Raw genomic sequence first — 22,343 nt, forward strand, 5'->3', positions numbered from 1 at the left:
AAACCTGGCTCCCGCGGCAAGAGCCAGGCTTTGGTTTTATCTAGCGCATCTTCACCCAGCCGTTTTTAATCGCCTCAATAACGGCCTGCGTACGGTCGGTGACGCTCATTTTTTGCAAAATGTTGCTTACATGGTTTTTGACTGTCTTTTCGCTAATGTACAATTGATCGCCGATGCTCCGGTTGCTCTTTCCATCTGCCAGCAATTGAAGCACTTCGCATTCACGCCGTGTGAGAAGATGGAGCGGCTTGCGGTATTCTACTTCTTCAAGGTCGATATGCTCTTCCTTCTGTTCGGTTGTCATCCTGCGATATTCATTTAATAGATTGTATGTAACTCTTGGATGTAAGTAAGCGCCGCCATCGGCTACTACTTTTACTGCTTCAATGAGCGAGTCGGCATCCATCTCTTTTAAAAGGTATCCAGAAGCTCCTGTTTGAACGGCATGAGATACATATGTTTCGTCATCATGAATGGAAAGAATAATGACTTTCGTGTCCGGATTTTTTTCGACAAGGCGTCTTGTTGCTTCAACCCCATTTACTTTTGGCATATTAATATCCATTAATACAACATCCGGATGGTGCTGTTCCACGATCTCTTCAGCCTCGATTCCATCATCTCCTTCTGCAACGACAGAAAATTCTTCCTCCATGTCTAAAATCCGCTTGACCCCTTCGCGAAATAAACGATGGTCATCAATAATTGCAATGGTCGTTTTTTCCTGAGCAGGGGCATTGTTTTCTAATGTATTTATTTCTGCCAAGGTTAACCCTCCCTATCACTTACTGGTATTTGAATAAAAACGCCAGTACCAAAATTTACGCGTGAATTAATTTTTAATGTTCCTCCTAAAAGGTCCACTCTCTCTCTCATGCCGATCAGCCCGAAAGAGTTTGTTTTCCTTGACTGGGAAGTATCGAATCCTTTGCCGTCATCCCTGACATATAAAGAAATCGCCTTTGGCCCAAATTCAATTTTCACCTGAATTTTTGAAGCTTCGGCATGTTTACATGCATTTTGAACAGCTTCTTGCGCCAGGCGAAACAAGGCAATTTCCATTTTATTCGGCATTCGCCTTTCTTTTCCTAATGACTGTAATTCAATGTCTAAACCAGTGTTTTCCGCTGTGTTCCTTAAATACTTCCGCAATGTCGGAACAAGCCCGAGGTCATCAAGGGCCATCGGACGCAGGTCGTAAATGATTCGCCTGACTTCCTTCAAGGCAGCCCGAACCATTTCCCTTAACCCTTTTATTTCTTCAAAGCCTGCCTCTTTTCCTTTTTCATGGTAAATTCTTTCGATTAATTCTGAACGAATGAGGACGTTTGCCATTAGTTGAGCAGGCCCGTCATGGATTTCACGGGAGACGCGCTTTCGTTCCTCTTCCTGCGCTTCAATAATTTGCAGGCCAAACTCTTGTTTTTGCTGGGCATCCTGAACGATTTCGCTAATTTTAATCAAGTCTCCGCTTAAATAATTTAATACAACCGAAATTTGTCCAACAAGCGCCTCCGCCTTGGCAACGGTTTCTTTTAATGCGATCAATCTTCGCTCCAGATCATCGCGTTTTTCACGCAACTGTTTCTCCGTCTGCCTGATGACGGACATTTCAATTTGAATGGCGTTTGCCGTTTCATAAGCTTCGCGAATGTCCTGTTCCCCATATCTTTGAAAATGTTTGCTCACTTCGGCTAATTTGGAACGTGAATGTTTCGATAGCGCTTCTAATTTATCAGCTTTTTCAATCGTTTCAATGACCTTTCTCTTAACATCCTCAAGTTCTTTTGATAAGTGGATAAACTCATTTCGGGAATGTTCGCTAATTTCAAAAATTTGCGTTTTGCTTTCTTTGACGGTTTCAATCGTTTTCAAAAGAATACCGTCAAGCACTTTAGGGTCAATTTGTGTTTTTATTGACATGTAATACCCTCCATTTTAACCGTTGAAACATAAAAATTGTAAATTTTATAAGGAGAAAGTTACAGGAGGAATGTTTCATTAGTAAACGGACCGATAACTTTTATACTATGATTTTATCATTTATTTACTATTAGATATACACTATTCTCCCTATCCCTTCAGGCGAATTTATCCATCTATAGAACATTCGTTAATTTGAGGAATATTATGTCTGTGTTTTTGAACAAAATTGCTAAAGTAATTTTGTTCTCTTATAATTAGCTTAGCACGGTTACATGCAAAATGTTTTAAGTTTTTATTAAGAAGGAATTAAGAGGAGTTTTCCGATGTTATCAAACTATTTTACTATAAAAACGACTGGTGAACACGAACTGATTATCGACAAATCTCGATTTATTGCGCACATCGCAAGAGCCGAAACGGAAGAAGAAGCCATTCAATTTATCCAATCGATCAAGAAAAAACATTATAATGCGACCCATAACTGTTCCGCTTATTTAATCGGCGAGCAGGATCAAATCCAAAAAGCGAATGATGACGGGGAGCCGAGCGGGACGGCAGGGGTTCCCATGCTTGAAGTGCTGAAAAAGCGAAAGTTAAAAGACGTCGTCGTTGTTGTCACCCGTTATTTCGGCGGCATTAAACTTGGTGCCGGCGGATTAATTCGCGCCTACGGCAAATCTGTAAGCGAGGCATTAAATGCGGTTGGAGTGGTCGAACGCAAGCTTATGCAAGTCGTGCATACGAAAATTGAATACCCCCTTCTCGGAAAAGTAGAAAACGAGTTCCGCTCTTCCCCTTATCCAATTAAGGACATTCATTATCTTGAACACGTCGAATTTGAATCGTATGTCCCTATTGATGAAGTCGACCATTTCAAAGAGTGGGTAACGGACTTAACAAATGCCCAGGCGGAAGTTGATTTAGGTGAACAGGAATATCTTGAATCTCTAGTTTAAAAAGGAGGACAAACAGAACCAGGAAGTTCAAGGCTCCGAAGTCCACGAGGATTGAAACGTAGTAGTTCCTACGTAAGAACCGGAGTGGCGAGGCAACGAAGAAATTCGCAGGTAATGTTTCCCGGACTTTTAAACAACATTTAAACAAGATGTGACAGGTTCTTGACAATCCCCCAACAATGAAAACAATTTTACGAAAAGTGTGTATGTCGAATGGATAGACTTATTGTCTAATGGTGAAAAAGAAGATAAAATATTGGAGTTACGTGCAATATTTTTGGAACGATTGTTAGAAAATTCCGCCATTTTTAAGTTGAATTGAGGAGATGTTAATGAGTCAGCCGCAAACGAGGCTAGAAAAACACAAGAAAAAAAAGAGCCCCCTGCGCCGTTTTTTTAAATATGTGCTTGTTGTTGTTTTCATTGGTGTATTAGGCGGAGCGGGTTATGCCGGATTTTTAGGCTGGAAGGTAAAATCAACTGCTGAAAAAACATATCAAGGATTATCGCGTGATAAATCAAGCTTGCGCGAGGAGAAAGTAACATTAGGAGAGAATCCTGTTACCATTCTTCTTCTCGGTGTCGAAGATTATCCCGGTTCTCCGGGCCATTCCGATTCGATCATGCTGCTTACGATTAACCCGAAAACGAAAGAAACGGCTATTCTTAGCATTCCAAGGGATACGAGAGCGTTCTTGCCGATCGTCCAGCGAGAAGATAAAATCACCCATGCCTATGCGTTCGGAAAAAAAGGACATAAAGAAGAAGCAACGATCGATGCGGTTGAACACTTGCTGGATGTTCCGATCGATTATTACATTACAACGAATTTCCTTGGCTTCAAAAAAGCGGTCGATGATTTAGGCGGAATTGATGTAAACGTGCCATTCGACTTCCAGCAGCATGCAATGAAGGAAATTGGCGGGGGCACGCTTACATTCAAAAAAGGGGAAATGCATCTGAACGGAAAAGAGGCATTGACCTTCGCGCAAATGCGGAAAAAGGATCCTAAAGGAGATTTCGGCCGTCAGGAACGCCAGCAGCAAGTCATTAAAGCGCTTGCCGATAAAGCTTTGTCCATCACATCACTCACAAAAGCGAACGATCTTTTGGAAACGGTCGGCGACAATGTGAAAACAAACATTAGCTTAAGAGAGATGTTTGCCATCCGCAATTTCTACAAAACGATCCAAAATAATGATTTTGAGCGCTGGACGCTGAAAAAAGGGAAAGATGCGATGATCAATGGCATCTATTATTACCAGCCGAATATGGATGAGATCCATGAGTATACGCGCAAAATCAATAAAATTTTAGAACGAAACGACACACAAATGACGGATAATCATCCTGAAAATCAGACAACAACTGAACAGGCACAGCAATAAAGACGAGCCTCCTGATCGCTTCAGGAGGTTTATTTTATGTTTAAAAAGAAGCGCTGGCACTGTGCGTGCTCACATAATGACCTGGCGGAAAGCCAGGTTTTCTAATGCTTATTCTTTTCAAGTCCGTATGTAATCGTTGTGATGATTTTTTCATATAAGTTCAGAATCGGCTTGTAGCGGTGGCTTACTAAGCCGATGAATTCCGCAATAATTTCTACCATTAAAATGAGAGCGATAACGATCGTGATGGAGCCCCATAATGATGTGGCCTGAAACAATACTGCCGCCGCACTGAAAATAATGCTTAATGCATAAATCATGAGCACCGTTGCTTGATGAGAAAACCCCATTTTTAATAAACGATGATGCAAATGGCCTTTATCAGGTGCTGCGATCGGCTTACGATTCGCGATTCTCCTCACGATTGCATAGAGCGTATCAAATACCGGAACCCCGAGGATGATGATCGGTACAACAAAGCTAAATAATGTGACGCTTTTATAAAGTCCAAGGAGCGAAATAATCGAGATGGAGTAACCTAAAAAAAGTGATCCGGCATCCCCCATGAAAATTTTCGCCGGGTGAAAGTTATATACTAAAAATCCAAGTGTAGAGCCGATTAAAATAACCGACATGGCGACGATCAGCATATGCCCGTGCGTACCAGCAATAAAGGCGATTGTGCTTGTAATAATGACGGAAACACCTGCCGCAAGCCCATCTAGCCCGTCAATTAAGTTAATGATGTTTGTAATCGTAATAATCCAAACAATAGTTGCAATAAAATCAAGGCTGCCTAATTGAAATTGCCCGATAAGCGGAATCGTTATAAGATCAACGTTTAAACCGGTACTGGCAACAATCACCGCTGCACAAAATTGGCCAAGTAACTTTGCTTTTGCGCTTAACGTATATTTATCATCGAGAACGCCGATGATCAGTATGAGGACGGCACCGATTATGATGCCCGTTAACTGTATATGATAGAGGCCGGACAAAAAGTAACCGACAAGAACGCCTGCAAAAATGCCGATCCCCCCCCATCTTGGCATTACTTTATCGTGTACTTTTCGATGGTTCGGTTTGTCGGTTGCGTTAAGAAGACGGGCGATTCGGATAATAAATGGCGTTACAAGAATTACCGTGAGAAATGAGGCTATTGTCGCCACCAATAATCGAGTGTCCATTGTTCGTTCTCCTTCACCAATGTCACTCTTAAGTTGCCCAATTTAACCAATGTCATTCAACTTAACTTTGTTTGCAGGACTTGAGAATTCAGCTGTTCCACGAAAGGTGGAGAAATCATCTCCTGAATACTTCCGGTAGCAATAAAAAACTCCCGCTGATCATCAGACCGACAAGCAATCCAAGAATGGCGCGTTGTTTTGGATTGTCACCGATGTTTGTCATTGTGACTGGAGTAATGACCTCTATTCCTTTGACCTTTAACCGTTTTTCTTCGAGATCAAAAAGAAATTTCTGCTGCATGACCTTCCCTTCATCTGTTGCGCGCACTGCTTTTAATGCATCTATTTTCTGATCGATTAAAGTTGTCCATCGCTTTTTCTCTTCATCGCTTTCTTTCAGCGCCTGGGCAACGATTGCCCTTAGCTCATCTTCCGCATTTTCGCTTCCTTTTAAACTTAAATTAACGGTTTTCAGCCCTTCAGGTACGGCTTGAAACCGGGACTGAATGGCGGCGGCCGGTTCTTTGAGTTTTTTTACGCGCGCTAAAAACGGTTCACTCATCATGTAATCTTTCATTTTCTCAGGGGATGAGAGTGTCGATTCTTCGAAATTAGCGAGACTAATTTTCGCTTTTGCTTCATAAAGAGGCTTCGACTGAAGCGCCATCCAATAGGCGATGCCACATGTTAAAACAGGGATCAGAATATAAACCGGCATATATTTTTTTAATCGAGAAAGGGTTCGTTTCATCATCTCACTCAAATGCTTGTCCATGATTGACTCCTCTATTTGATCTTATGAGTTCGTTTGAATGATCTTTTTTCCGCTGAAAATGAATGAACGCAAAGGAAAAGGCAAATAAAAGCCATAAATAATTGAGCGAAATTTGCGAGCTCGGGCTGATGCATGAGAAGGAAAAAGCGATCATCCCACCGATTAAACCTTCGCACACCATTTTTTCATATCGTAACGTTCGCTGAAATAGTTTGCAAAGCTGGACGATTGTCCAAATATAAATAAGCAAATAGCCGACAAACACAAACATTCCATAATTCACAAGAATCTCCACCCACCAGTTATGGACATTTATAATCCCCCCTGTCGGATAATGGGAAAAATGGGCTAAATAAAATTCTGCATTTCCTGATCCAATCCCAAATCCGAAGCTTTTTTCAAAGAAAAGGAGACTATTTTTGATGAGATTCGTACGAATATCTACAGATGTATTTCCCGCTGTGTTTAAGCTGTGTAAGCCTTGTTCAAAACGGGAGAAAAACTCCAGGGCTTTTTCCCGAAACAGAATTAGCGCGCCTGTTCCCGCAATAATGAGCCTTTTTTTTACCAGTCTGTCCGTTAAAAAGAGGAACCAAACCAGAACGCCTAAGCCAATAGCGATATCATTGGCCCTCGATGACGTTAAGAGCAGCACATAAAGAGATAAAACAAGCACGATGAAGCCGATCCCTTTTAGGAAAAAGGAAGGGATTCGATGAATGAACGCCAGAAGGAAAAAGAAGCTGACGGCGATAAAGCTGGCATAATCGTTTTCATTGACAAAAACGGCAGTGGGAATGCCCTGCTGGTACAATGGCGCAACGTTAATTCTTGAAATCGGCAAATGGTGCCTGGTGAAATGGTTCCATAAGCCGATCAATATAAGAAACGTGAACATGAGAATCCAAATGTAAAAAATGTGAAGAAAATGCTTTCGTTCGTTCAGTAAAAAGACGGCAAAAAAAATAAGCGATACACCAATGGCAAGGAAAATAAAGTCGAGCAGCCCAACTTTCAATGAACGAACCCAGGCGAGCGAGGCACACGCATAGAAAAGCCAGAAAAGATGAAATAACAAAACAGGTTTTATTCTGTTATTTTCCCAATCAAGAAAGGTCTTTTCTTTTATAAAATAAAGAGCGAATACGAAAACCATCACAATATACAGCATCCGATAGGGAAATAAGCTGACCGGGCCGATTTTGACGTTGAAAATGGCCGCTCCGAAAAACGAGCTGATGATGAGTAAATAAAGGACGATGACCGGAAAAGATAAAGGAAAGATCCACGGTTTGAACACGACTAAAAATAGAACTGCGATAAAATAAAGGACAAATAGAGCGACCGCTATTTTTACAGAGATAAAGGCCATTGATCTTCCCTCCTTTACGTTTGGACAATAAAATGTGCGTTTTGGAAAATAAAAAGTGACTTTCGTGAAATAAATTTTGACTTTTGGAAAATAAAATCTTACTTGCGGAAAATAAAATGCGTTTTTGGGAAAACAAGCTTCACATTCCAAGCATCTTGGACATAAAATTTCAAATTTCTACGGTAACGTAAGCCGATCGGCCAAAAAATCGCGGATTTTTATCAAAATTAGCAAATCTTTTTATTGACGTTCCAGCCTTTGTTCTTCTGGCACATCTTTTAATTTTTTCGCCGGAACGCCCGCGACAATTTCGTATGACAGGACATCCTTCGTCACTACGCTTCCTGCGGCGACCGCTCCTTCTTCCTGGATCACTTTGCCGGGTAAAATTGTACTATTCGCGCCAATTCTTCCGCCGTCTTTCACCGTCACCCCGAGAAAGTGGCTAAATCGTTCATTTGACCGCGCCATAAAGTTGTCGTTGGTTGTGACGACAGCCGGTGCGATGAACACTTCATCGCCAAGATTGGAGTAAGCGGTAATGTAGCTATTTGTTTCGAGTTTGCAGTTCTTACCGATGACGCAGTCATTTTCAACCGCAACCCCGCGGCCGACAATCGTTTTTTCTCCAATTGTCACGCGTTCACGGATCGTTGCAAGGTCGGCAATATACACGTCATCGGATATCGCGGCGCCTGCATACAGGATCGAAGACGTGCCGACGGTAACCCTTGCACCGATAGCTGTCGGCGGCAGGCTATTATCATTTTTCAATGTTGAGTTGGCGGCTCGCACCGGTTGTTTTCCGATCACTGCACCGTCCTGGATAACAGATCCGTCGCCGATCACCGTCCCATCATAAATGATGACATGATTGCCGATGTTGACATCGCGGCCAATCTCAACCCGTTCGCCGATCGTTACATGCTGGCCGATGACGACATTGTCTTTTAACCTGACATGTTTTCCGATGCTTGAATAATGCCCGATATCCAAATGGTTGCCTGTTATGGCTCCTTTTTCGATGATGACGTATTGCCCGCGCTTGATCGTCTTTTTTGGGATTTTAAAGCGTGATGTGATCGGAATTGCGGTCAACATTTTTTCCTTCTTATAAAATTCGACCATTTTCGAGATGACATATTCTTGCTGCTCGATGCGCAATTCCGGATACATCGGGAGTGACAGCACTTCCTCGGCCGCTTTTTCTGTTTCAGGGAAATCCCCTTCTTTATAGCCTAAACTGCTGAAAACGGGCTGAAGATGTAGCGGCTTAGGGTAGTACACCATTGTGCCGATTCCGTTTTCTTTTAAAAATTGCTGCAGTTCGGCCCGGCGCCTTACGCGGACAGTATATTGGTGAAAGACGTGGTCATTTTCGTCTGCAACAAAAGGAGGAGTGACAAATTCCCTCATCTTTTCATCGATTAAGCTCGTATAGATCGCCGCATGCTTTTGCCGGGCTTCATTCCATTTTTGCAAAAAGGGAAGTTTAACGTGCAAGATCCCGGCCTGTAGCTCGTCTAATCGGCTATTGCAGCCTAACTCATGATGATAATATTTTGGCTTGCTGCCATGAACGCGTAACATACGGAGTTTTTCAGCGATGTTTTCATCGTTTGTGATGACCATTCCGCCATCGCCATAGGCGCCGAGGTTTTTTGATGGGAAAAAGCTAAACGTTGCGGCAATGCTTCGTTGTCCGGCATGCTCTCCGTTTTGCTTTGCGCCAATTGACTGTGCTGCGTCTTCAATGACGGCAATGTGATTGTTTTTAGTGATTTGACTGATCGCTTCCATATCGGCCATCTGCCCGTACAAATGAACAGGAATAATCGCTCTCGTTTTTTCCGTTATCGCCGCTTTTATTTTTTCCGGGTCGATGGTATATGTACGAGGGTCAATATCGGCGAAGACGGGCGTCGCTCCAATTCTCGCCACAGCGCCGGCCGTTGCAAAAAATGTGAACGAAGGAACGATCACTTCATCTCCTTCTTTTATCCCGCACGCAAGAAGCGCCAGCTGAATCGCGTCGCTTCCATTTCCAACGCCAATTCCATAACGTGCCTGGGACAATTTTGCAATCTCTTCTTCAAGCGTTCTTACATGCTCGCCTAGAATGAAATGTGATCCTGACATGATTTCATCCAGTTTGGCTAATATGTCTTCCTTGAGCGTTCTGTATTGTTCCGTAAGATCGAGCAAAGGTACATTCATTGGTTTACCCCTCTTTCAAATGATCATTTAAAGAACAAATCGTCAGAAACCTTTCAGCCAACTTCTTCATATCATGATGATCCGTTACGTAGCGAAAGCTGTTAGATGCGATTTTCAATTTTTCATCGTTCGATAGTTGGAGCAATTTTTTCAATCCTTCGGCAAAGGCCCGCTCATCTTCTGGAACGACCGTAAGCCCCGCGCCAGCGTTTTCAACTATGTTGTTCGCGACATTTCCGGCAAATAAAATCGGCTTTCCGATCAGCAAATAGTCGTTCAGCTTATTTAAGCTAATGCCGTATTTGTAAAGCGGCGTATTGAGCATTGACACTATCAGTACATCGGCGAGGTTAAGTGTTGCCATTACTTCATGTTTCGGAATGCCGCCAAAAAAATAAACATTTGGCACGTTTTCTGCTAGTCTCATCAAATTGGGCTTATCAGGGCCATCCCCTATGAAAACATAGGCGACTTCTTCCGGGTCCGTCCATTTTGCGCTATTGACGGCCGTTTCGAGGGAGTTGGCGATGCCGTGAGCCCCGATATACATGGCGATTTTTCCATGCTTTCGTTTAATTTCATCCAGCTCCCCCCGAAGAGAAGGTTCGCGATGTTTTTCAAGGATACGTTCCAATTTTATTCCATTCGGGACGAAATGAATGATGTTTTTGTCGACGCCAAACTGGCTGATATAGTCGATGGCGCCCGGAAGCGTTACGATGATCCGTTCCGCCCGTTTGTAAACAAATTTTTCAATTGCGCCAAACATGAGGACAGCGGGATGCCTTTTGGACATAGAGCCTAAATCGACGAGGGTTCGCGGCCAAAGGTCCCGAATTTCGACAACGTAAACTGCCTTTTTCCATTTGCTTAAAAAGTAGGCGGCCAAACAGGCAAATAAATGGACGGAAGAGCCTACGATGACATCTGGCGCCTCTTTCACCTTCATTCCTCTATAAAGTGTCATGAAAAAATAGCTGATCATATTGAGGACACGCTTGATTCCATTCCCTTTATAAGGGAGCGTCCACATCCATTCAAATTGAACGCCGTTCACATTCTCGCTGTAATTTTTCTTCTCTTCGTTCCGCCATTTAAATTGATAGGCTAAAAAACTGCTGGCAAAAATGCGGATTTGGTGGCCTTTCTTTACTAGTTCGTGTGCCAGATCGTAATGTCTTGTAATACCTGTATCTGTTGGTTTTAATGCGACGTGATTTAAGATCCATATTTTCAAAGCCTTAATTCACTCCAATGCTGCGACTCATAATGGATATGGCTCTAACGTAGCATCCTCCACCTTTTCAAGTGACTGATACATTTGAATGAGCCGTTCGCTTTCTCTTTCCCAATTGAAGTTCTCGAGAACCGCCCTTCTGCCGTTTTCGCCCATTTTCCTTGCCTCGAACGGGTGCTCGATCATCCATTTCATCGCGTCTCGAATTTCAGACGGGTCAAGCGGATCGACGCAAATGCCGCATTGGTTATCTTCAACGAACTCTCGCCAGAGCGGAAAATGGGAAGCAATGGCCGGAATGCCTGCTGACATATATTCAAATAATTTAATCGGGTAGGACACCTTGTAGCGCGGCTCGGGATGAAGCAAGACAAGGCCCGCAACCGCCTTTGAAAGCTCCGTTTTGATCTCGTTCCGGCCGAGCCATCCTTTATGATCGATATGCCGCCAGCCTGACGCGTTTTTCAATTCTTCCTTTAATCCTTTCGGTGAAAAATGGCCGGCCAACGTTAACGTTCCTTTATGCGTTTCATTGAGAAGTTCAATCGCCTTTGCCATCTCCCGAACTCCCCTTAACGCGGTAATTCCGCCAATATAGAGAAAGTTCGCTTCTTTTTCCCCGTGATTCTCGCTTTCTCCTGAAAGCTCATTTACTATTGGGAAATTATGAACCGTGAATGTATTTGGATTGTACATTTTAAAACGATTGGCGATCGTCGGCGTTGCGGCGATTACGGAGTCGAAGCGCTTTGAGGCAAATTTCTCCGCATGGCGGGCGCCTATGGAAACGATTTTTCGCATCCCAATAGGAATCCACTTTTTCGAAAGAACTTGTTCAGGAACATCCTCATGTACGTCATAAATCACTTTTTTCCCATTCTTTTTAAGGAGAAGAGCGATTCCGATCAATTCAGGGTCATGAAAATGATAGACATCGGCATCCACTTTTAAACTTTCTTTATACACCTTCCATGTCGTGCCAATCATCCGGGTGAATCGGCTTTTCGAGCGGGACTCGACTCCAATGACATGAATGCCGTTATGAATATGGCTATCGGCATTAGCGGCTACAAGGAAAACTTCGTGGCCTGCCTGGCGAAGGGATTGGCATTCTTTCACAAAAATTCGTATATCATCTGCTGGATGGACCGACGTTAAATGACAGACTTTCACAAGATTACCTCTTTCCCGGACAATTGATTAATTGATATTTCTTTTAAATGGATTGATAAGTCTTCGAAATTGATCGATAATCTTATAACAAATAGTAATGCTCGATTTTTGCCGCCCACTGTTTCAGCCCATTGCGCGTATCAAAGAGGACCTTTGCATGTTCTGCAATCAGTTCGTAATTAAATGTGCTATGATCGGTCATTAAAATGACGAGATCCGCTTCATGGAGAAGCTCAGGCGTAACAGCGACTGTATCTATTATTTTGTCTTTAAAATGAAAAGATGATACATGCGGGTCGCACACTTTCCACTTCGCACCGGCCGCATCTAACTGCTCTAAAATAGGGATGGCCGGGGATTCGCGCATATCGTCAATGTCCTTTTTATATGCTGCCCCGAGTAAAACGATGGCCGATCCGTTGAGCGCTTTTTTATGCTCATTTAAAATTTTCGTGCACCTACTAATGACGAAATCGGCCATGCTATTGTTAATTTCTCCTGCCGTTTCTATCAAGCGGGTATGATACTTATACTCCCGCGCTTTCCAAGTTAAATAAAACGGGTCGATCGGAATGCAATGCCCGCCGAGTCCAGGACCAGGGTAAAATGGCATGAATCCGTACGGTTTCGTCGAAGCGGCTTCAATCACTTCCCAGACGTTTATGTTCATTTTATGGCATAAGATCGCCATTTCATTGGCCAGCCCGATATTGATGTTTCGGAACGTATTTTCTAAAATTTTTTCCATTTCGGCGACGGCAGGGCTAGATACTTCATGGACGTCCCCTTCCAATACGGCGCGGTAAAGGGCGGCAGCAATTTTTGTACAGGCCGGGGTCACGCCGCCGACGACCTTTGGTGTATTTTTCGTATTATAAACTTTATTGCCCGGGTCGACCCGTTCAGGCGAATAGGCAATGTGCAAGTTGCGGCCGCAAACGAGCCCGCTTGATTCTAAAATCGGCTTTAACAGTTCTTCCGTCGTGCCCGGATATGTCGTGCTTTCTAATACAACGAGCATTCCTTCATGCAAGTGTTCGGCTATCGCTTTTGCCGAATTTTCGACATACGATGTATCGGGCTGAAAATAGTTGTCGAGTGGAGTGGGAACGCAAATCATGACGGCATCGACTTCGCGGATGAATGAATAATCGGCGGTTGCCCGAAGCCTTTCTGATTTCGTCAAAACGGCAAGCTCTTCATCAACGACATCACCGATATAATTAATTCCGTTGTTCACCATTTCTACACGGGCTTCCTGAACGTCGAAGCCAATCACCTTGTACCCGGCTTTCGCTTTTTCAACGGCTAGCGGAAGGCCGACATACCCTAAGCCAACCACCCCGATCGTCGCTTTCTTCGTTTCGATCTTCGCGTACAGTTCTTTGCTGACGCCATTTAATGTCGCTATCATGTGTAAAACCCCTCCCTATGAGAAGTTCCTAACATTCACTGGCTGCTTGATGGCCGCTGACTCATACAAGGCTAATACAAACCGCAGGGCACTAAGGCCGTCTTCTCCTGATACAACAGGTGGGCGATCGTCTTTTATCGCCTTCATCATGTCTTCGATGATGACCTCGTGGCCGGATTTTTGCTGCGGAAAATGCTCGATCCTTTCAGATATCGTTTTTTCGTCTATGTTTTTGACAGACCAATGTTCAATTTTGGTTGCCGATTTCCCGCCTATTTTAATGCTTCCATACTCTCCGAAAACGCTGATCGACTCTTCATAGTTTTCCGGATAAATGGTCGTTGCCGCCTCGATGACTCCAAGCGCCCCGCTTTCGAATTTAACTACGCCGACAGCTACATCTTCCGCTTCAATTTCTCTTATTCTCGTATCGCACATGCTGAAAACTTCCACCGCATTTCCTGCCAGCCAGAGCATTAAATCAAGATTATGGATCGCCTGATTCATAAGGACGCCGCCATCGAGCGACCTCGTCCCGCGCCAGGTTGCCTGATCGTAGTACGCCTGATTGCGATTCCACCTGACCGTTGCGTTGATATGGCTGATTTTCCCGAGCCATCCTTCCTCCACCACTCGTTTTAATTCGCTGATAGCGGGGCGGAACCGGTTCGGATGAACGACCGCCAATTTCACCTGATTGATTTTAGCCGCCGCGATCATATCCTCGGCGTCTTTTAAACAAAGGGCCATCGGCTTCTCGACGATGACATGCTTCTTTCTCTCTGCAGCTTGCATCGCCAGTTTTGCATGCAGCCCGCTCGGCGTGCAGATGGACACGGCGTCGATACGGGGGTCGTCAAGCAATTCCTCTGTCTTCGTATAAGGTGTCGCATCATACGTTTGTTGATAAACGTCCATATTTTCGGGGATCGTATCGCAAACGGCAACAAGCCGCGCCTCCTTAATACTTTCTATCGCCCGGGCGTGCTTTTTCGCAATATGGCCGCACCCGACAATCGCAAAATTCACCACTGGCAAACCCCCTTTGAAAATGACCTTATATCATTCATATGCAAAAAAAGTGAGCCTCATTAAAAGAATCGGCTCACTTACAAAACCAAAAGCCATCCGCCCGTAAGCGGATGGCTTTTAAACTTAACGATTTTCATTTAACGCCTGAATGGTCGTGCGTATTCCTTCTTCCAATGATACTTCCGGTTTCCAGCCGGTCTTCTCGACGAATTTATGATGGTCGAGACAGCTTCTGTAAATGTCGCCTTTGCGCGGCATGCCATAATTCGGCGACATCTTTTTACCCATTTCGGTTACGATAACATCAAATAGTTTATTAATGGTCACTTCTTCATTCGAACTAATGTTGTAAATGCCGTCAGCAGCATGAAGTGCTGCGACATTCGCTTTTGCGACATCAGTAATGTAAATGAAATCCCTCGTTTGATTTCCATCTCCGTCAATTGTCACTTGTTCGTCTTTCGAAAGCTTGTCCAAGAAAATTTTAATGACGCCGCCTTCTCCTTCTTTCGTCTGTTTCGGGCCGTAAATGTTCGCATAGCGAAGAATGGCATATCCAATTCCGTTGGTTCTGCATAATGTTTCGATGTACATTTCTGCTGACGCTTTTGAAATGCCATATGGTGACATCGGCATGTAAGGCTCGGTTTCTCTTAAAGGCACCCTAATATTGTCCCCATAAACCGCGGCGGACGAGGCAAAGACCACCTTTTTTACATTAAGCTTTGCCGCAAGCTCGCAAATCTTGATCGTTCCTTCAATATTTTGCTTCATGTCAAAGATGGGATCGGCAAATGATGCTGGTACAATTATTTGCGCTGACAGATGGATAATCGCGTCAATTTTTTTTGCTTCTAGTACCTTTTGCACTTCTGTATCCAGAATATCCCCTTCAATCAACACGTCGCCTTCTTCCACATTGTCGCGACTTCCAGTATAAAAATTATCGACAAGGATCGGCTGATGACCTTGCTTTTCCAGCTCTTTTTTTGTAAAGGTGCCAACAAAACCCGCACCTCCAGTAATAAGTACGTTCATCTGTATTTCCTCCATGAGGTTGTGGTGTCTATTCAATTTTAGCCTGTTGATGGCGATTTTGTAAAATCAAAAAAGCCTCTCCCAACAATAAAGAGGCTATTTTTCTCCTGGAAATTTAACTCCTACAACAATAGCTTTTGTTCCAATCTGCTTAACATATATACGAAACCGTCGGATCACAAGCCGCATAAACCCGGTATACTTTCCTGTCTCTTCAATATACATTTTTCCATATACTGGATTCATGAGTATATCTTCGGTTTCTAAAATTGTCTGAATGATAAAATCGTATGTTTCTTCAGGGGTAAAATGTTTGCTTCGAAAGGATAGCAATTTTTTTCTAACTGGCAATGGCCACTCTACTTGCTGAATTTTCATTTTTTAAAATCAGTAGGGGAAATCGATGTAAGAAACTCCTCTGTTGTCATACTAGTTCCCTCTCTATACGATTCTAGACTGTCTGCAATCATTTGGCGCAAGTTCGGATCAGATTCTACTTCCTCTAAAATTGATGGAGATTCTTCTTCTTGAAGAACGATCGCAAATTTGCCTTTGCCAGGTACATAAATTTGAGAAACAGAGTTCTCCTTGCTCATCTTCCCTAAATGTTCGTATAATTCGTCTCCGGAGCGAACTTTATCCATTTACCACTCACCGCCCGCAATTTTAGTTTTAATTTCATTATAGCATAGTCAACTTGCTTATTAGGCGTCTATAAATGCGAAAATCGGTCCTGTTAATGAGAAGAAAGCGGGCAATTGGCTCCCCGGCGACTTGCTTAAAAATGATCACTTTTATGGCAAAGCTTACGGCATATGTCAACGTTGCCGATAAAGCGGCGCCTTTTAGCCCGATGAGAGGGATGAGCCAAACATTTAAAAGGACGTTCAGCAACACATTAAAAACGGACAAATACATGTTAAGTTCCGGCTTACCGCGCCCGGCAATGTCGTTCGATAATATTTTCTCAACCGACAACAATGCGATGCCCGGCAAAAGGATTCGCAGGAGAGTAGCGCTTTCGGTGTATTTTCCCCCGAATAAAAGGACGATCCATTCAGTTGGAACGCACAAACCAACGATAGTAAGGCCGATCGAGACCGCCATCATATTCCGGCTGACGATCGAAGTCAGCCGATTTCGCTCCTCTTCTGTATCAAAGGAAGCAATTTTCGGGTACAACACGCTGGAAAAGGACGCGGCGAAAATCGCCAGACGTTCCGCAATGTTCATCGCAATGACGTAAATGCCGACCGCTTGATCCGCCAAAAAGAAACCGATAAGAAAAACGACAAGACGATAATTTAGAAAGCTTGAGAAATTGCTGATGTATGCTTTTAAACCATAGTTTACCGATTTCCGAAAATAGTCGGCCGAAAACGTCGACAGCACCAGGCGCAACTGATATTTCTTTTTTAACCAGCCGACCATAACGATGGCTGTTACGATATTTCCGCATAAAAAAGCGAAAATCGCCCCAGGCAATTTTAATTTTAAGAGAATGACCAATAGGCCAACAAATACTAGAATGGCAAGCTGGTTAACGACCATCATCGTATTGTATGCTTTAAAATCTTGTAATCCTTGAAAAACGGTTAAAAAATATTCCCGCAAAAACAAAAAAGGAAGAGTTAGCAAACATACGTAAAGAAGCCCATCCGGCGTATGGCTGAAAAACTGGCCGGAGTAGAAGAAAACAATGATCGCGCCTAGAACCATGCTGATTAATCCAAGCGCAAGCCCGATAACCATATTATTCGTATACACGGTTTGGATCGTTACTTCTTTCTTGCTGACATAATAAATCGTTGATGTATTAATGCCGAGGGTGAACAACATCAGGAGCACACCGGGAAAAAGAGTAATTAAAGAATATTGTCCCTGTCCTTTTGGCCCTAAATACCTTGCAAGAACGATGAGCAACATAACGCCAAATAAAATGTTCATCACTTGTCTCGTAAACGTTAAAAAGCTATTTTTCAAAAACTGACGGTTTTCATTCATGTTCTTGATAGCTCCAATTCTTTAACCCGGTAATAAAATCGGTATAATTCTTTTTCGCATAATAGTATTCTTTCCACGTTTCATATGCTTTCTTACTATAATGTTGTTTTTCTTGCACGGATAATTTTGCAAATCGCCCGATTGCTTCCGCCAGCTGCTTCGGAGTGAGATCCGGAGCCAATAACATCCCGTTTTCTTCTGTTACAAGCTCCTTCACTCCGCCGACATTGGTTGCAATGGCAGGTATTCCCGAGCTAAAAGCTTCCATAATCGTGACCGGTATGCCTTCACTTGAACTGACATTGATAAAGACATCAACCGGCTCTTTTTCATAAAATGCATAAATTTCCTCGTTTGTCAGGGCTCCTGTAAAATGATACGAAACATGAGGGGGCAACAAATTTTTTGCTTTCTCTTCAAGTTGCGCCCGATGCGGTCCGTCGCCGATATGTGTCCAATGAGCCTTGATCTCTATTTCTTTTAACGCGTCAACTAGAAGTTCAAGCCTTTTAACGGGTTTAATATAGGAGCATGTGACAATGCGAAAAATGCCATCGTCCGAACGTCTGGCAAGAAAACCCGGGTCTATTGTGCCTAACCGGCTCACTTTTAGCTTTCCCTTCTTGTCAGGGTATTGTTCCCTCAAGTGGTTTTTCCCATCTTCCGAAATAGGAAAGATGAGATCGAGCGTTTCTATCATTTTTTGTTGCAACGGCAAATAAGGGGGAGAATGCCGGGTTTCATACAAGTCTCCTCCGTGCGCGCGCGATACGGCCGTCATTTTTGGATTCGTTTCTTTCAAAAACGCTAAGGCAAGCGCAGAAGGAGTCAACCAATACGAATAAAATAAACGATCGTCCAGGCACTTGAACTGCTTTTGAATATAATTGCGGATCAAAACCGCCCGGCCTAGCCAATTGATTAATTTGAACGGCGCTTTCCATCCTTTTCGTTTGGCCCGGCCAAGATCGCTTTTCAGCCATTTTCGCGCTTGCCGGTCGCGAAAAACCGCTGCAACTAATTGAAGGTAGCCAACTTTACCGGAGAGTTGGTGTACGATCGCCCGGTCAGGCGTTTCCCTCCGTTTTCCTGTCCCGTTTACGGAAACAATGTGGATTTCCTCAAACTGGCAGGCAATCGTTTTTAGCTCCGTATCGAAAAAAGATTCTCCGGGATAATAAGGGTATCGATTGGTTAAGATTACGATTTTTTTCATTTGCCCACTCCGCAACAGTCATAAAACTCCTTTAAAGTAAAAAATAAAAACGCCGGTTATCATCAAATCTTCCCCGGCGCGAGTTAATGCAATATAAAATACATAATGACGAGCCAAATCGGCGCGCATAATGTAACACCCCAAAACAGCCCGATCATCAAATCTTTTTCTTCATTTTTTGCGTTCATACTATCCTCTCCCTTACCGCTCTTTGATTCAATTCTTCTTTTCGCTTTACAGTGCGCTTGTTTTCGAATAGGATGAAACAATAGTATGATCCAAATATGATATAATTTATGGTATGCACTTTTGCTGAAGCTGTATCTACATATTAGAAATTATGCCCAATAGAAGCATTTTAATACGTCCTATGGCTATATTTGGGACATTTTTAAAGCAATTTTTTACACGATTAAACGAATCCTATCATTAACCATACGTTTAATAGGAGGAGGTTGCCAAATGGAACGTACCATGATTATTGCCCATCGCGGGGCGGCTGGTGAGGCACCTGAAAATACGCTCGCTGCTTTTCAATTGGCCGTTGAACAAAAATGTGATGCCATTGAGTTAGACGTTCATTTAACAAAAGACGGAGAGCTTGCCGTCATTCATGATGACACCGTGAAACGAACGACAAACGGCAAAGGCAGAGTCGGCGATATGACAGTTAAAGAGCTGAAGAAACTGGATGCCGGCCTCTGGTTTGGCGAATCCTTTCAAAAGGAGCGAATCCCGCTTCTCGATGAAGTGTTCGAGGTTGTGCCGGATCATATTTTAATAAACGTCGAAATTAAAAATGTGCCTTCTTTTTATAAAGGAATTGAAAAAAAGCTGTATGAGAAGCTCGTTCAATATAACCGGATTGAAAATACGATTATTTCTTCCTTTGACCATCAATGTTTAACAACAATGAAAAAGTTGGAAAACAGCTTAAAAATCGGATTGCTTTATCAAGTGAATTTGCTTGATCATGTTGCTTATACAAAATTATTCGATTTTCCAATTTATTCTCTTCATCCCCACCGACATTATATAAAAAAAGAAAACATAACCGATGCGATGGAGAAAGGATTGGCCGTGTATCCGTGGAACGTCAATAAAGAAAAAGAAATGAACGACTTTTTGAAGCTCGGGATTTCCGGCATCATTACCGACTACCCGGGTAAGTTATATAATTTACGTTCGGAAGCTTCAATTCCTTCGTAAAACTTTGTCTAGTTGTGTAAAATGAGGTGAGTTTTATGGAAAATTACATTAAGCACAAAATTACGTTGCTAAAAGAGCGCAAAAAAACAATTATGGTTGAAAAGTATAATTATGAACGGGTCCTTCTCGCCGCCCAAAAAGAGTTAATTAATACGGAAATCGCGATCGAAATTGCTGAAGAAATGAAACGGCTTGATCCAAATTCGATCTCCTTTAACACGAAAGAATATGAAGCGCTTTTAAAATTGAAATACGACGCCGAAAAAAAACTGGAGGAAATCGAAAACTCTAAACCGACGAAAGTCTTCCTTGAACTTGAAGCAATTGACAACTTATTAGAACGGCTGGAAAATGAAAATCACCAACCAATGGCAAGTAGATGACGGTCGTGCAGTAGAAAAAAGGAGAAAGAATATGTCTTCACCGTATTTTTTTAGTTTATTACTTGTTGTTCGAAACGAAGAAAAATATATCGCGAATTTGCTTGAGCGAATGATACACCAGGATTTTGATGCGAACGCATATGAAATGATTGTCGTTGACGGGATGTCGGATGATCGGACGCCGGAAATTATTCAAGATTATGTGAACCGGTTTCCAAATCGGATTAAATTTTACACGAACCCGAAAAAGACGCTTCCTGTTGGCTGGAACATCGCCATTAAGCATTCTTCAGGGAAATACGTGCTCAGGGTGGATGGCCATAGCCAGGTGGAACCTGATTTTCTCAAGCGCTATTACAGCGTCATCCAAAAACATCCGGAAGCGACATGCGTTGGCGGTGTCATTGATACAAAAGGGATCGGCTTCTGGGGGGAAGTGAATGCCTACGTCTATTCTCATATTTTTGGCGTCGGCAATTCGAAATTCAGAATAACGACAAAAGAGTGGGAAGGATATGTGGACACCGTTCCATATGGCGCCTATAAGCGCGAAATCTTTGATAAAGTCGGCCTGTTCAATGAATCGCTTAAACGGAATGAAGATATTGAAATGCATGCAAGGATCCGCAAAGCCGGAGGGAGATTCTTTTTATCAACGACGATCCAATCCGTCTATTTTGCGCGCGATTCTTACAAGGCGTTTGTGAAAAAGTCGTACGACGACGGAAAATGGGGAATGATTGCTTCAAGGGATGGCAAAGGCACGCTAAGGTTGCGCCATTTAATCCCACTTGTTGCCTTTTTGTTCGGTGTTCTTTTAGTTGTCGCCAGTTTCTTTTTCAAACCGGCGTTTGAAACCCTTTATACGCTTGCCGGAATTTATTTTGTGCTCTGCATAATTTCTTCATTCCCGCTTATTAAAATACAGGGACTCTCTTCCTTTTTCGCCGCCATTCTTGCCTTTTTCTCGCTTCATTTTTCAAGAGGGATAGGAATGACGGTTGGTTTATGCAGTCCTTATTTTTGGAGGGGGAAAGAACATGTCTCAAAATAAACGGGCGACCCTGCCGTGGGATTCGGAGAAAATATTGGCACTAAGGCAATTTTGCCAAAAAGATAGGGAACTGGAAGATATATGGACATGGTATGTACTCCGGAGAATTTCCATTTATTTCTCACTACTTTTTTGCAAGTTAAAAATCACGCCAAATACGATTACATGGGTAAGTTTCCTTTCGATGCTTATCGCCGGCTATTGCATGGTGTTCGCCAGTAGCAAAGCCTTTTTGCTTGCGTTTCTTTTTTACAACATTGGCTTTTTATGTGATTGCATCGATGGTGAAATGGCCCGGATTCAAAAGAAAACAAGCAATTACGGATACTTTTTAGACATATTGATCCAGGCGACGAGCATTCCGATTTATTCGTCCATCGGAATCGCGCTTATCCAGTTGCAAAGCGGCATTACGCTTTCCGTAACGTATGCAAGCATCATTTATTGGATGATGGTGACCGCGACGATGTCACTTTCAATTGCCTTTGCCCTTCAATTAACCGCAAGCAAGGTAAAGGAAATTGACCCGGTGAACCAGATCAGGGTAAAGTCCAATCTTTTTGAATGGGTCGGTTTTTTCACCGGATTGCCCGGCTTTTTCTTTGTTTTATTTTTGCTGAACCTGATCGGGTTATGGCTTCCAGATTGGCTTGAACGTCTCTATATGGCAGGATTTCTCGCCCTCTTTTTTGCTAAAGCCATCGTCCGCCTAAAAATTACGTTAGGATCCCTGGGAGATCAAGCAAGCGAGAATTGATTTAA

Annotated in this window: 21 protein-coding genes and 1 pseudogene; 6 read left to right on the forward strand and 16 right to left on the reverse strand. The window is 43.0% G+C overall.

Annotation, left to right across the window (positions count from 1 at the left end):
• Positions 1-40 precede the first annotated feature (40 nt).
• Together WD019_RS13745 and WD019_RS13750 are read right to left on the reverse strand one after the other, a co-directional pair.
• Positions 41-766, reverse strand: coding sequence for a response regulator (locus WD019_RS13745; RefSeq protein ID WP_281172208.1), 726 nt, complete (start codon positions 764-766; stop codon positions 41-43).
• A gap of 2 nt (positions 767-768) precedes the next feature.
• Positions 769-1,923 (reverse strand): sensor histidine kinase, encoded by a 1,155-nt coding sequence (locus WD019_RS13750; RefSeq protein WP_026679196.1) that lies wholly within the window; start codon positions 1,921-1,923, stop codon positions 769-771.
• Between the two features lie 326 nt (positions 1,924-2,249).
• Between WD019_RS13750 and WD019_RS13755 the strand changes: the two genes are divergently transcribed.
• Both WD019_RS13755 and WD019_RS13760 read left to right on the forward strand, forming a co-directional pair.
• Positions 2,250-2,882, forward strand: coding sequence for a YigZ family protein (locus WD019_RS13755; protein WP_425711859.1), 633 nt, complete (start codon positions 2,250-2,252; stop codon positions 2,880-2,882).
• Between the two features lie 332 nt (positions 2,883-3,214).
• Positions 3,215-4,270 carry an LCP family protein gene (locus WD019_RS13760; protein ID WP_425711860.1) on the forward strand — a complete coding sequence of 352 codons (1,056 nt, stop codon included), beginning with the start codon at positions 3,215-3,217 and terminating at the stop codon, positions 4,268-4,270.
• Positions 4,271-4,371: 101 nt separating this feature from the next.
• Here WD019_RS13760 and WD019_RS13765 read toward each other — a convergent pair whose 3' ends face one another.
• The 14 genes and pseudogenes from WD019_RS13765 to WD019_RS13830 all read right to left on the reverse strand — a co-directional run bounded on the left by WD019_RS13765 (position 4,372) and on the right by WD019_RS13830 (position 18,935).
• The gene (locus WD019_RS13765; protein WP_026679199.1) at positions 4,372-5,457 is read right to left on the reverse strand and encodes a glycosyltransferase family 4 protein; all 1,086 of its coding nucleotides are present in this window, start codon (positions 5,455-5,457) and stop codon (positions 4,372-4,374) included.
• A 115-nt stretch (positions 5,458-5,572) separates the two neighbouring features.
• A complete protein-coding gene (locus WD019_RS13770) occupies positions 5,573-6,232 on the reverse strand; it encodes a hypothetical protein (protein WP_425711861.1) in 660 nt (219 codons plus the stop codon).
• Complete coding sequence (locus WD019_RS13775; protein ID WP_425711862.1) at positions 6,213-7,604, reverse strand: O-antigen ligase family protein; 1,392 nt, start codon at positions 7,602-7,604, stop codon at positions 6,213-6,215. The genes WD019_RS13770 and WD019_RS13775 overlap by 20 nt, the downstream gene beginning before the upstream one ends.
• A gap of 240 nt (positions 7,605-7,844) precedes the next feature.
• Entirely contained in the window at positions 7,845-8,732 is an 888-nt protein-coding gene (locus WD019_RS13780) for a DapH/DapD/GlmU-related protein (RefSeq protein WP_425711888.1), read from the reverse strand.
• Positions 8,715-9,821 (reverse strand): annotated as a pseudogene (locus WD019_RS13785) (DegT/DnrJ/EryC1/StrS family aminotransferase); the annotation flags it as partial. The pseudogene WD019_RS13785 and the gene WD019_RS13780, both read right to left, overlap by 18 nt.
• A 4-nt stretch (positions 9,822-9,825) precedes the next feature.
• Positions 9,826-11,058: a glycosyltransferase family 4 protein gene (locus tag WD019_RS13790; protein WP_425711863.1), complete on the reverse strand. Its 1,233-nt coding sequence runs from the start codon at positions 11,056-11,058 to the stop codon at positions 9,826-9,828.
• Positions 11,059-11,085: 27 nt separating this feature from the next.
• Entirely contained in the window at positions 11,086-12,231 is a 1,146-nt protein-coding gene (locus WD019_RS13795; RefSeq protein WP_425711864.1) for a glycosyltransferase family 4 protein, read from the reverse strand.
• Between the two features lie 82 nt (positions 12,232-12,313).
• Positions 12,314-13,645, reverse strand: a complete 1,332-nt coding sequence (locus WD019_RS13800; RefSeq protein WP_425711865.1) for a nucleotide sugar dehydrogenase — start codon at positions 13,643-13,645, stop codon at positions 12,314-12,316.
• Positions 13,646-13,660: 15 nt separating this feature from the next.
• Positions 13,661-14,677, reverse strand: a complete 1,017-nt coding sequence (locus WD019_RS13805) for a Gfo/Idh/MocA family protein (RefSeq protein WP_425711866.1) — start codon at positions 14,675-14,677, stop codon at positions 13,661-13,663.
• 123 nt (positions 14,678-14,800) lie between these two features.
• Positions 14,801-15,715 carry an NAD-dependent epimerase/dehydratase family protein gene (locus WD019_RS13810; protein ID WP_425711867.1) on the reverse strand — a complete coding sequence of 305 codons (915 nt, stop codon included), beginning with the start codon at positions 15,713-15,715 and terminating at the stop codon, positions 14,801-14,803.
• A 96-nt stretch (positions 15,716-15,811) separates the two neighbouring features.
• Positions 15,812-16,093: a hypothetical protein gene (locus tag WD019_RS13815; protein WP_425711868.1), complete on the reverse strand. Its 282-nt coding sequence runs from the start codon at positions 16,091-16,093 to the stop codon at positions 15,812-15,814.
• Entirely contained in the window at positions 16,090-16,359 is a 270-nt protein-coding gene (locus tag WD019_RS13820; protein WP_425711869.1) for a hypothetical protein, read from the reverse strand. The genes WD019_RS13815 and WD019_RS13820 overlap by 4 nt, the downstream gene beginning before the upstream one ends.
• A 37-nt stretch (positions 16,360-16,396) precedes the next feature.
• The gene (locus WD019_RS13825; protein ID WP_425711870.1) at positions 16,397-17,719 is read right to left on the reverse strand and encodes a flippase; all 1,323 of its coding nucleotides are present in this window, start codon (positions 17,717-17,719) and stop codon (positions 16,397-16,399) included.
• Positions 17,712-18,935 (reverse strand): glycosyltransferase, encoded by a 1,224-nt coding sequence (locus WD019_RS13830; RefSeq protein WP_425711871.1) that lies wholly within the window; start codon positions 18,933-18,935, stop codon positions 17,712-17,714. Before WD019_RS13830 ends, WD019_RS13825 begins: the two co-directional genes overlap by 8 nt.
• Before the next feature lie 462 nt (positions 18,936-19,397).
• Between WD019_RS13830 and WD019_RS13835 the strand changes: the two genes are divergently transcribed.
• From WD019_RS13835 to WD019_RS13850, 4 genes are read left to right on the forward strand one after another with little or no spacing between them, the layout of a single operon-like run.
• A complete protein-coding gene (locus WD019_RS13835; RefSeq protein WP_425711872.1) occupies positions 19,398-20,144 on the forward strand; it encodes a glycerophosphodiester phosphodiesterase in 747 nt (248 codons plus the stop codon).
• A gap of 35 nt (positions 20,145-20,179) precedes the next feature.
• Positions 20,180-20,527 (forward strand): hypothetical protein, encoded by a 348-nt coding sequence (locus WD019_RS13840; RefSeq protein ID WP_026679210.1) that lies wholly within the window; start codon positions 20,180-20,182, stop codon positions 20,525-20,527.
• A gap of 31 nt (positions 20,528-20,558) precedes the next feature.
• A complete protein-coding gene (locus WD019_RS13845; RefSeq protein WP_425711873.1) occupies positions 20,559-21,581 on the forward strand; it encodes a glycosyltransferase family 2 protein in 1,023 nt (340 codons plus the stop codon).
• Positions 21,568-22,338 (forward strand): CDP-alcohol phosphatidyltransferase family protein, encoded by a 771-nt coding sequence (locus tag WD019_RS13850; RefSeq protein WP_026679211.1) that lies wholly within the window; start codon positions 21,568-21,570, stop codon positions 22,336-22,338. The genes WD019_RS13845 and WD019_RS13850 overlap by 14 nt, the downstream gene beginning before the upstream one ends.
• Positions 22,339-22,343 lie beyond the last annotated feature (5 nt).

This window comes from Fictibacillus sp. Mic-4 (assembly GCF_049843615.1).
Classification (GTDB): Bacteria; Bacillota; Bacilli; order Bacillales; family Fictibacillaceae; genus Fictibacillus_A; species Fictibacillus_A gelatini.

Bases quoted from the DNA above. Each gene is read 5' to 3' on its own strand.
- WD019_RS13830 (WP_425711871.1), bottom strand. From the start codon at position 18,935: ATGAAAAAAATCGTAATCTTAACCAATCGATACCCTTATTATCCCGGA.
- WD019_RS13845 (WP_425711873.1), top strand. From the start codon at position 20,559: ATGTCTTCACCGTATTTTTTTAGTTTATTACTTGTTGTTCGAAACGAA.
- WD019_RS13770 (WP_425711861.1), bottom strand. From the start codon at position 6,232: ATGGACAAGCATTTGAGTGAGATGATGAAACGAACCCTTTCTCGATTA.
- WD019_RS13750 (WP_026679196.1), bottom strand. From the start codon at position 1,923: ATGTCAATAAAAACACAAATTGACCCTAAAGTGCTTGACGGTATTCTT.
- WD019_RS13780 (WP_425711888.1), bottom strand. From the start codon at position 8,732: ATGGTCGAATTTTATAAGAAGGAAAAAATGTTGACCGCAATTCCGATC.
- WD019_RS13850 (WP_026679211.1), top strand. From the start codon at position 21,568: ATGTCTCAAAATAAACGGGCGACCCTGCCGTGGGATTCGGAGAAAATA.
- WD019_RS13755 (WP_425711859.1), top strand. From the start codon at position 2,250: ATGTTATCAAACTATTTTACTATAAAAACGACTGGTGAACACGAACTG.
- WD019_RS13800 (WP_425711865.1), bottom strand. From the start codon at position 13,645: ATGATAGCGACATTAAATGGCGTCAGCAAAGAACTGTACGCGAAGATC.
- WD019_RS13820 (WP_425711869.1), bottom strand. From the start codon at position 16,359: ATGGATAAAGTTCGCTCCGGAGACGAATTATACGAACATTTAGGGAAG.
- WD019_RS13835 (WP_425711872.1), top strand. From the start codon at position 19,398: ATGGAACGTACCATGATTATTGCCCATCGCGGGGCGGCTGGTGAGGCA.
- WD019_RS13760 (WP_425711860.1), top strand. From the start codon at position 3,215: ATGAGTCAGCCGCAAACGAGGCTAGAAAAACACAAGAAAAAAAAGAGC.
- WD019_RS13810 (WP_425711867.1), bottom strand. From the start codon at position 15,715: ATGAACGTACTTATTACTGGAGGTGCGGGTTTTGTTGGCACCTTTACA.
- WD019_RS13765 (WP_026679199.1), bottom strand. From the start codon at position 5,457: ATGGACACTCGATTATTGGTGGCGACAATAGCCTCATTTCTCACGGTA.
- WD019_RS13825 (WP_425711870.1), bottom strand. From the start codon at position 17,719: ATGAATGAAAACCGTCAGTTTTTGAAAAATAGCTTTTTAACGTTTACG.
- WD019_RS13840 (WP_026679210.1), top strand. From the start codon at position 20,180: ATGGAAAATTACATTAAGCACAAAATTACGTTGCTAAAAGAGCGCAAA.
- WD019_RS13815 (WP_425711868.1), bottom strand. From the start codon at position 16,093: ATGAAAATTCAGCAAGTAGAGTGGCCATTGCCAGTTAGAAAAAAATTG.
- WD019_RS13775 (WP_425711862.1), bottom strand. From the start codon at position 7,604: ATGGCCTTTATCTCTGTAAAAATAGCGGTCGCTCTATTTGTCCTTTAT.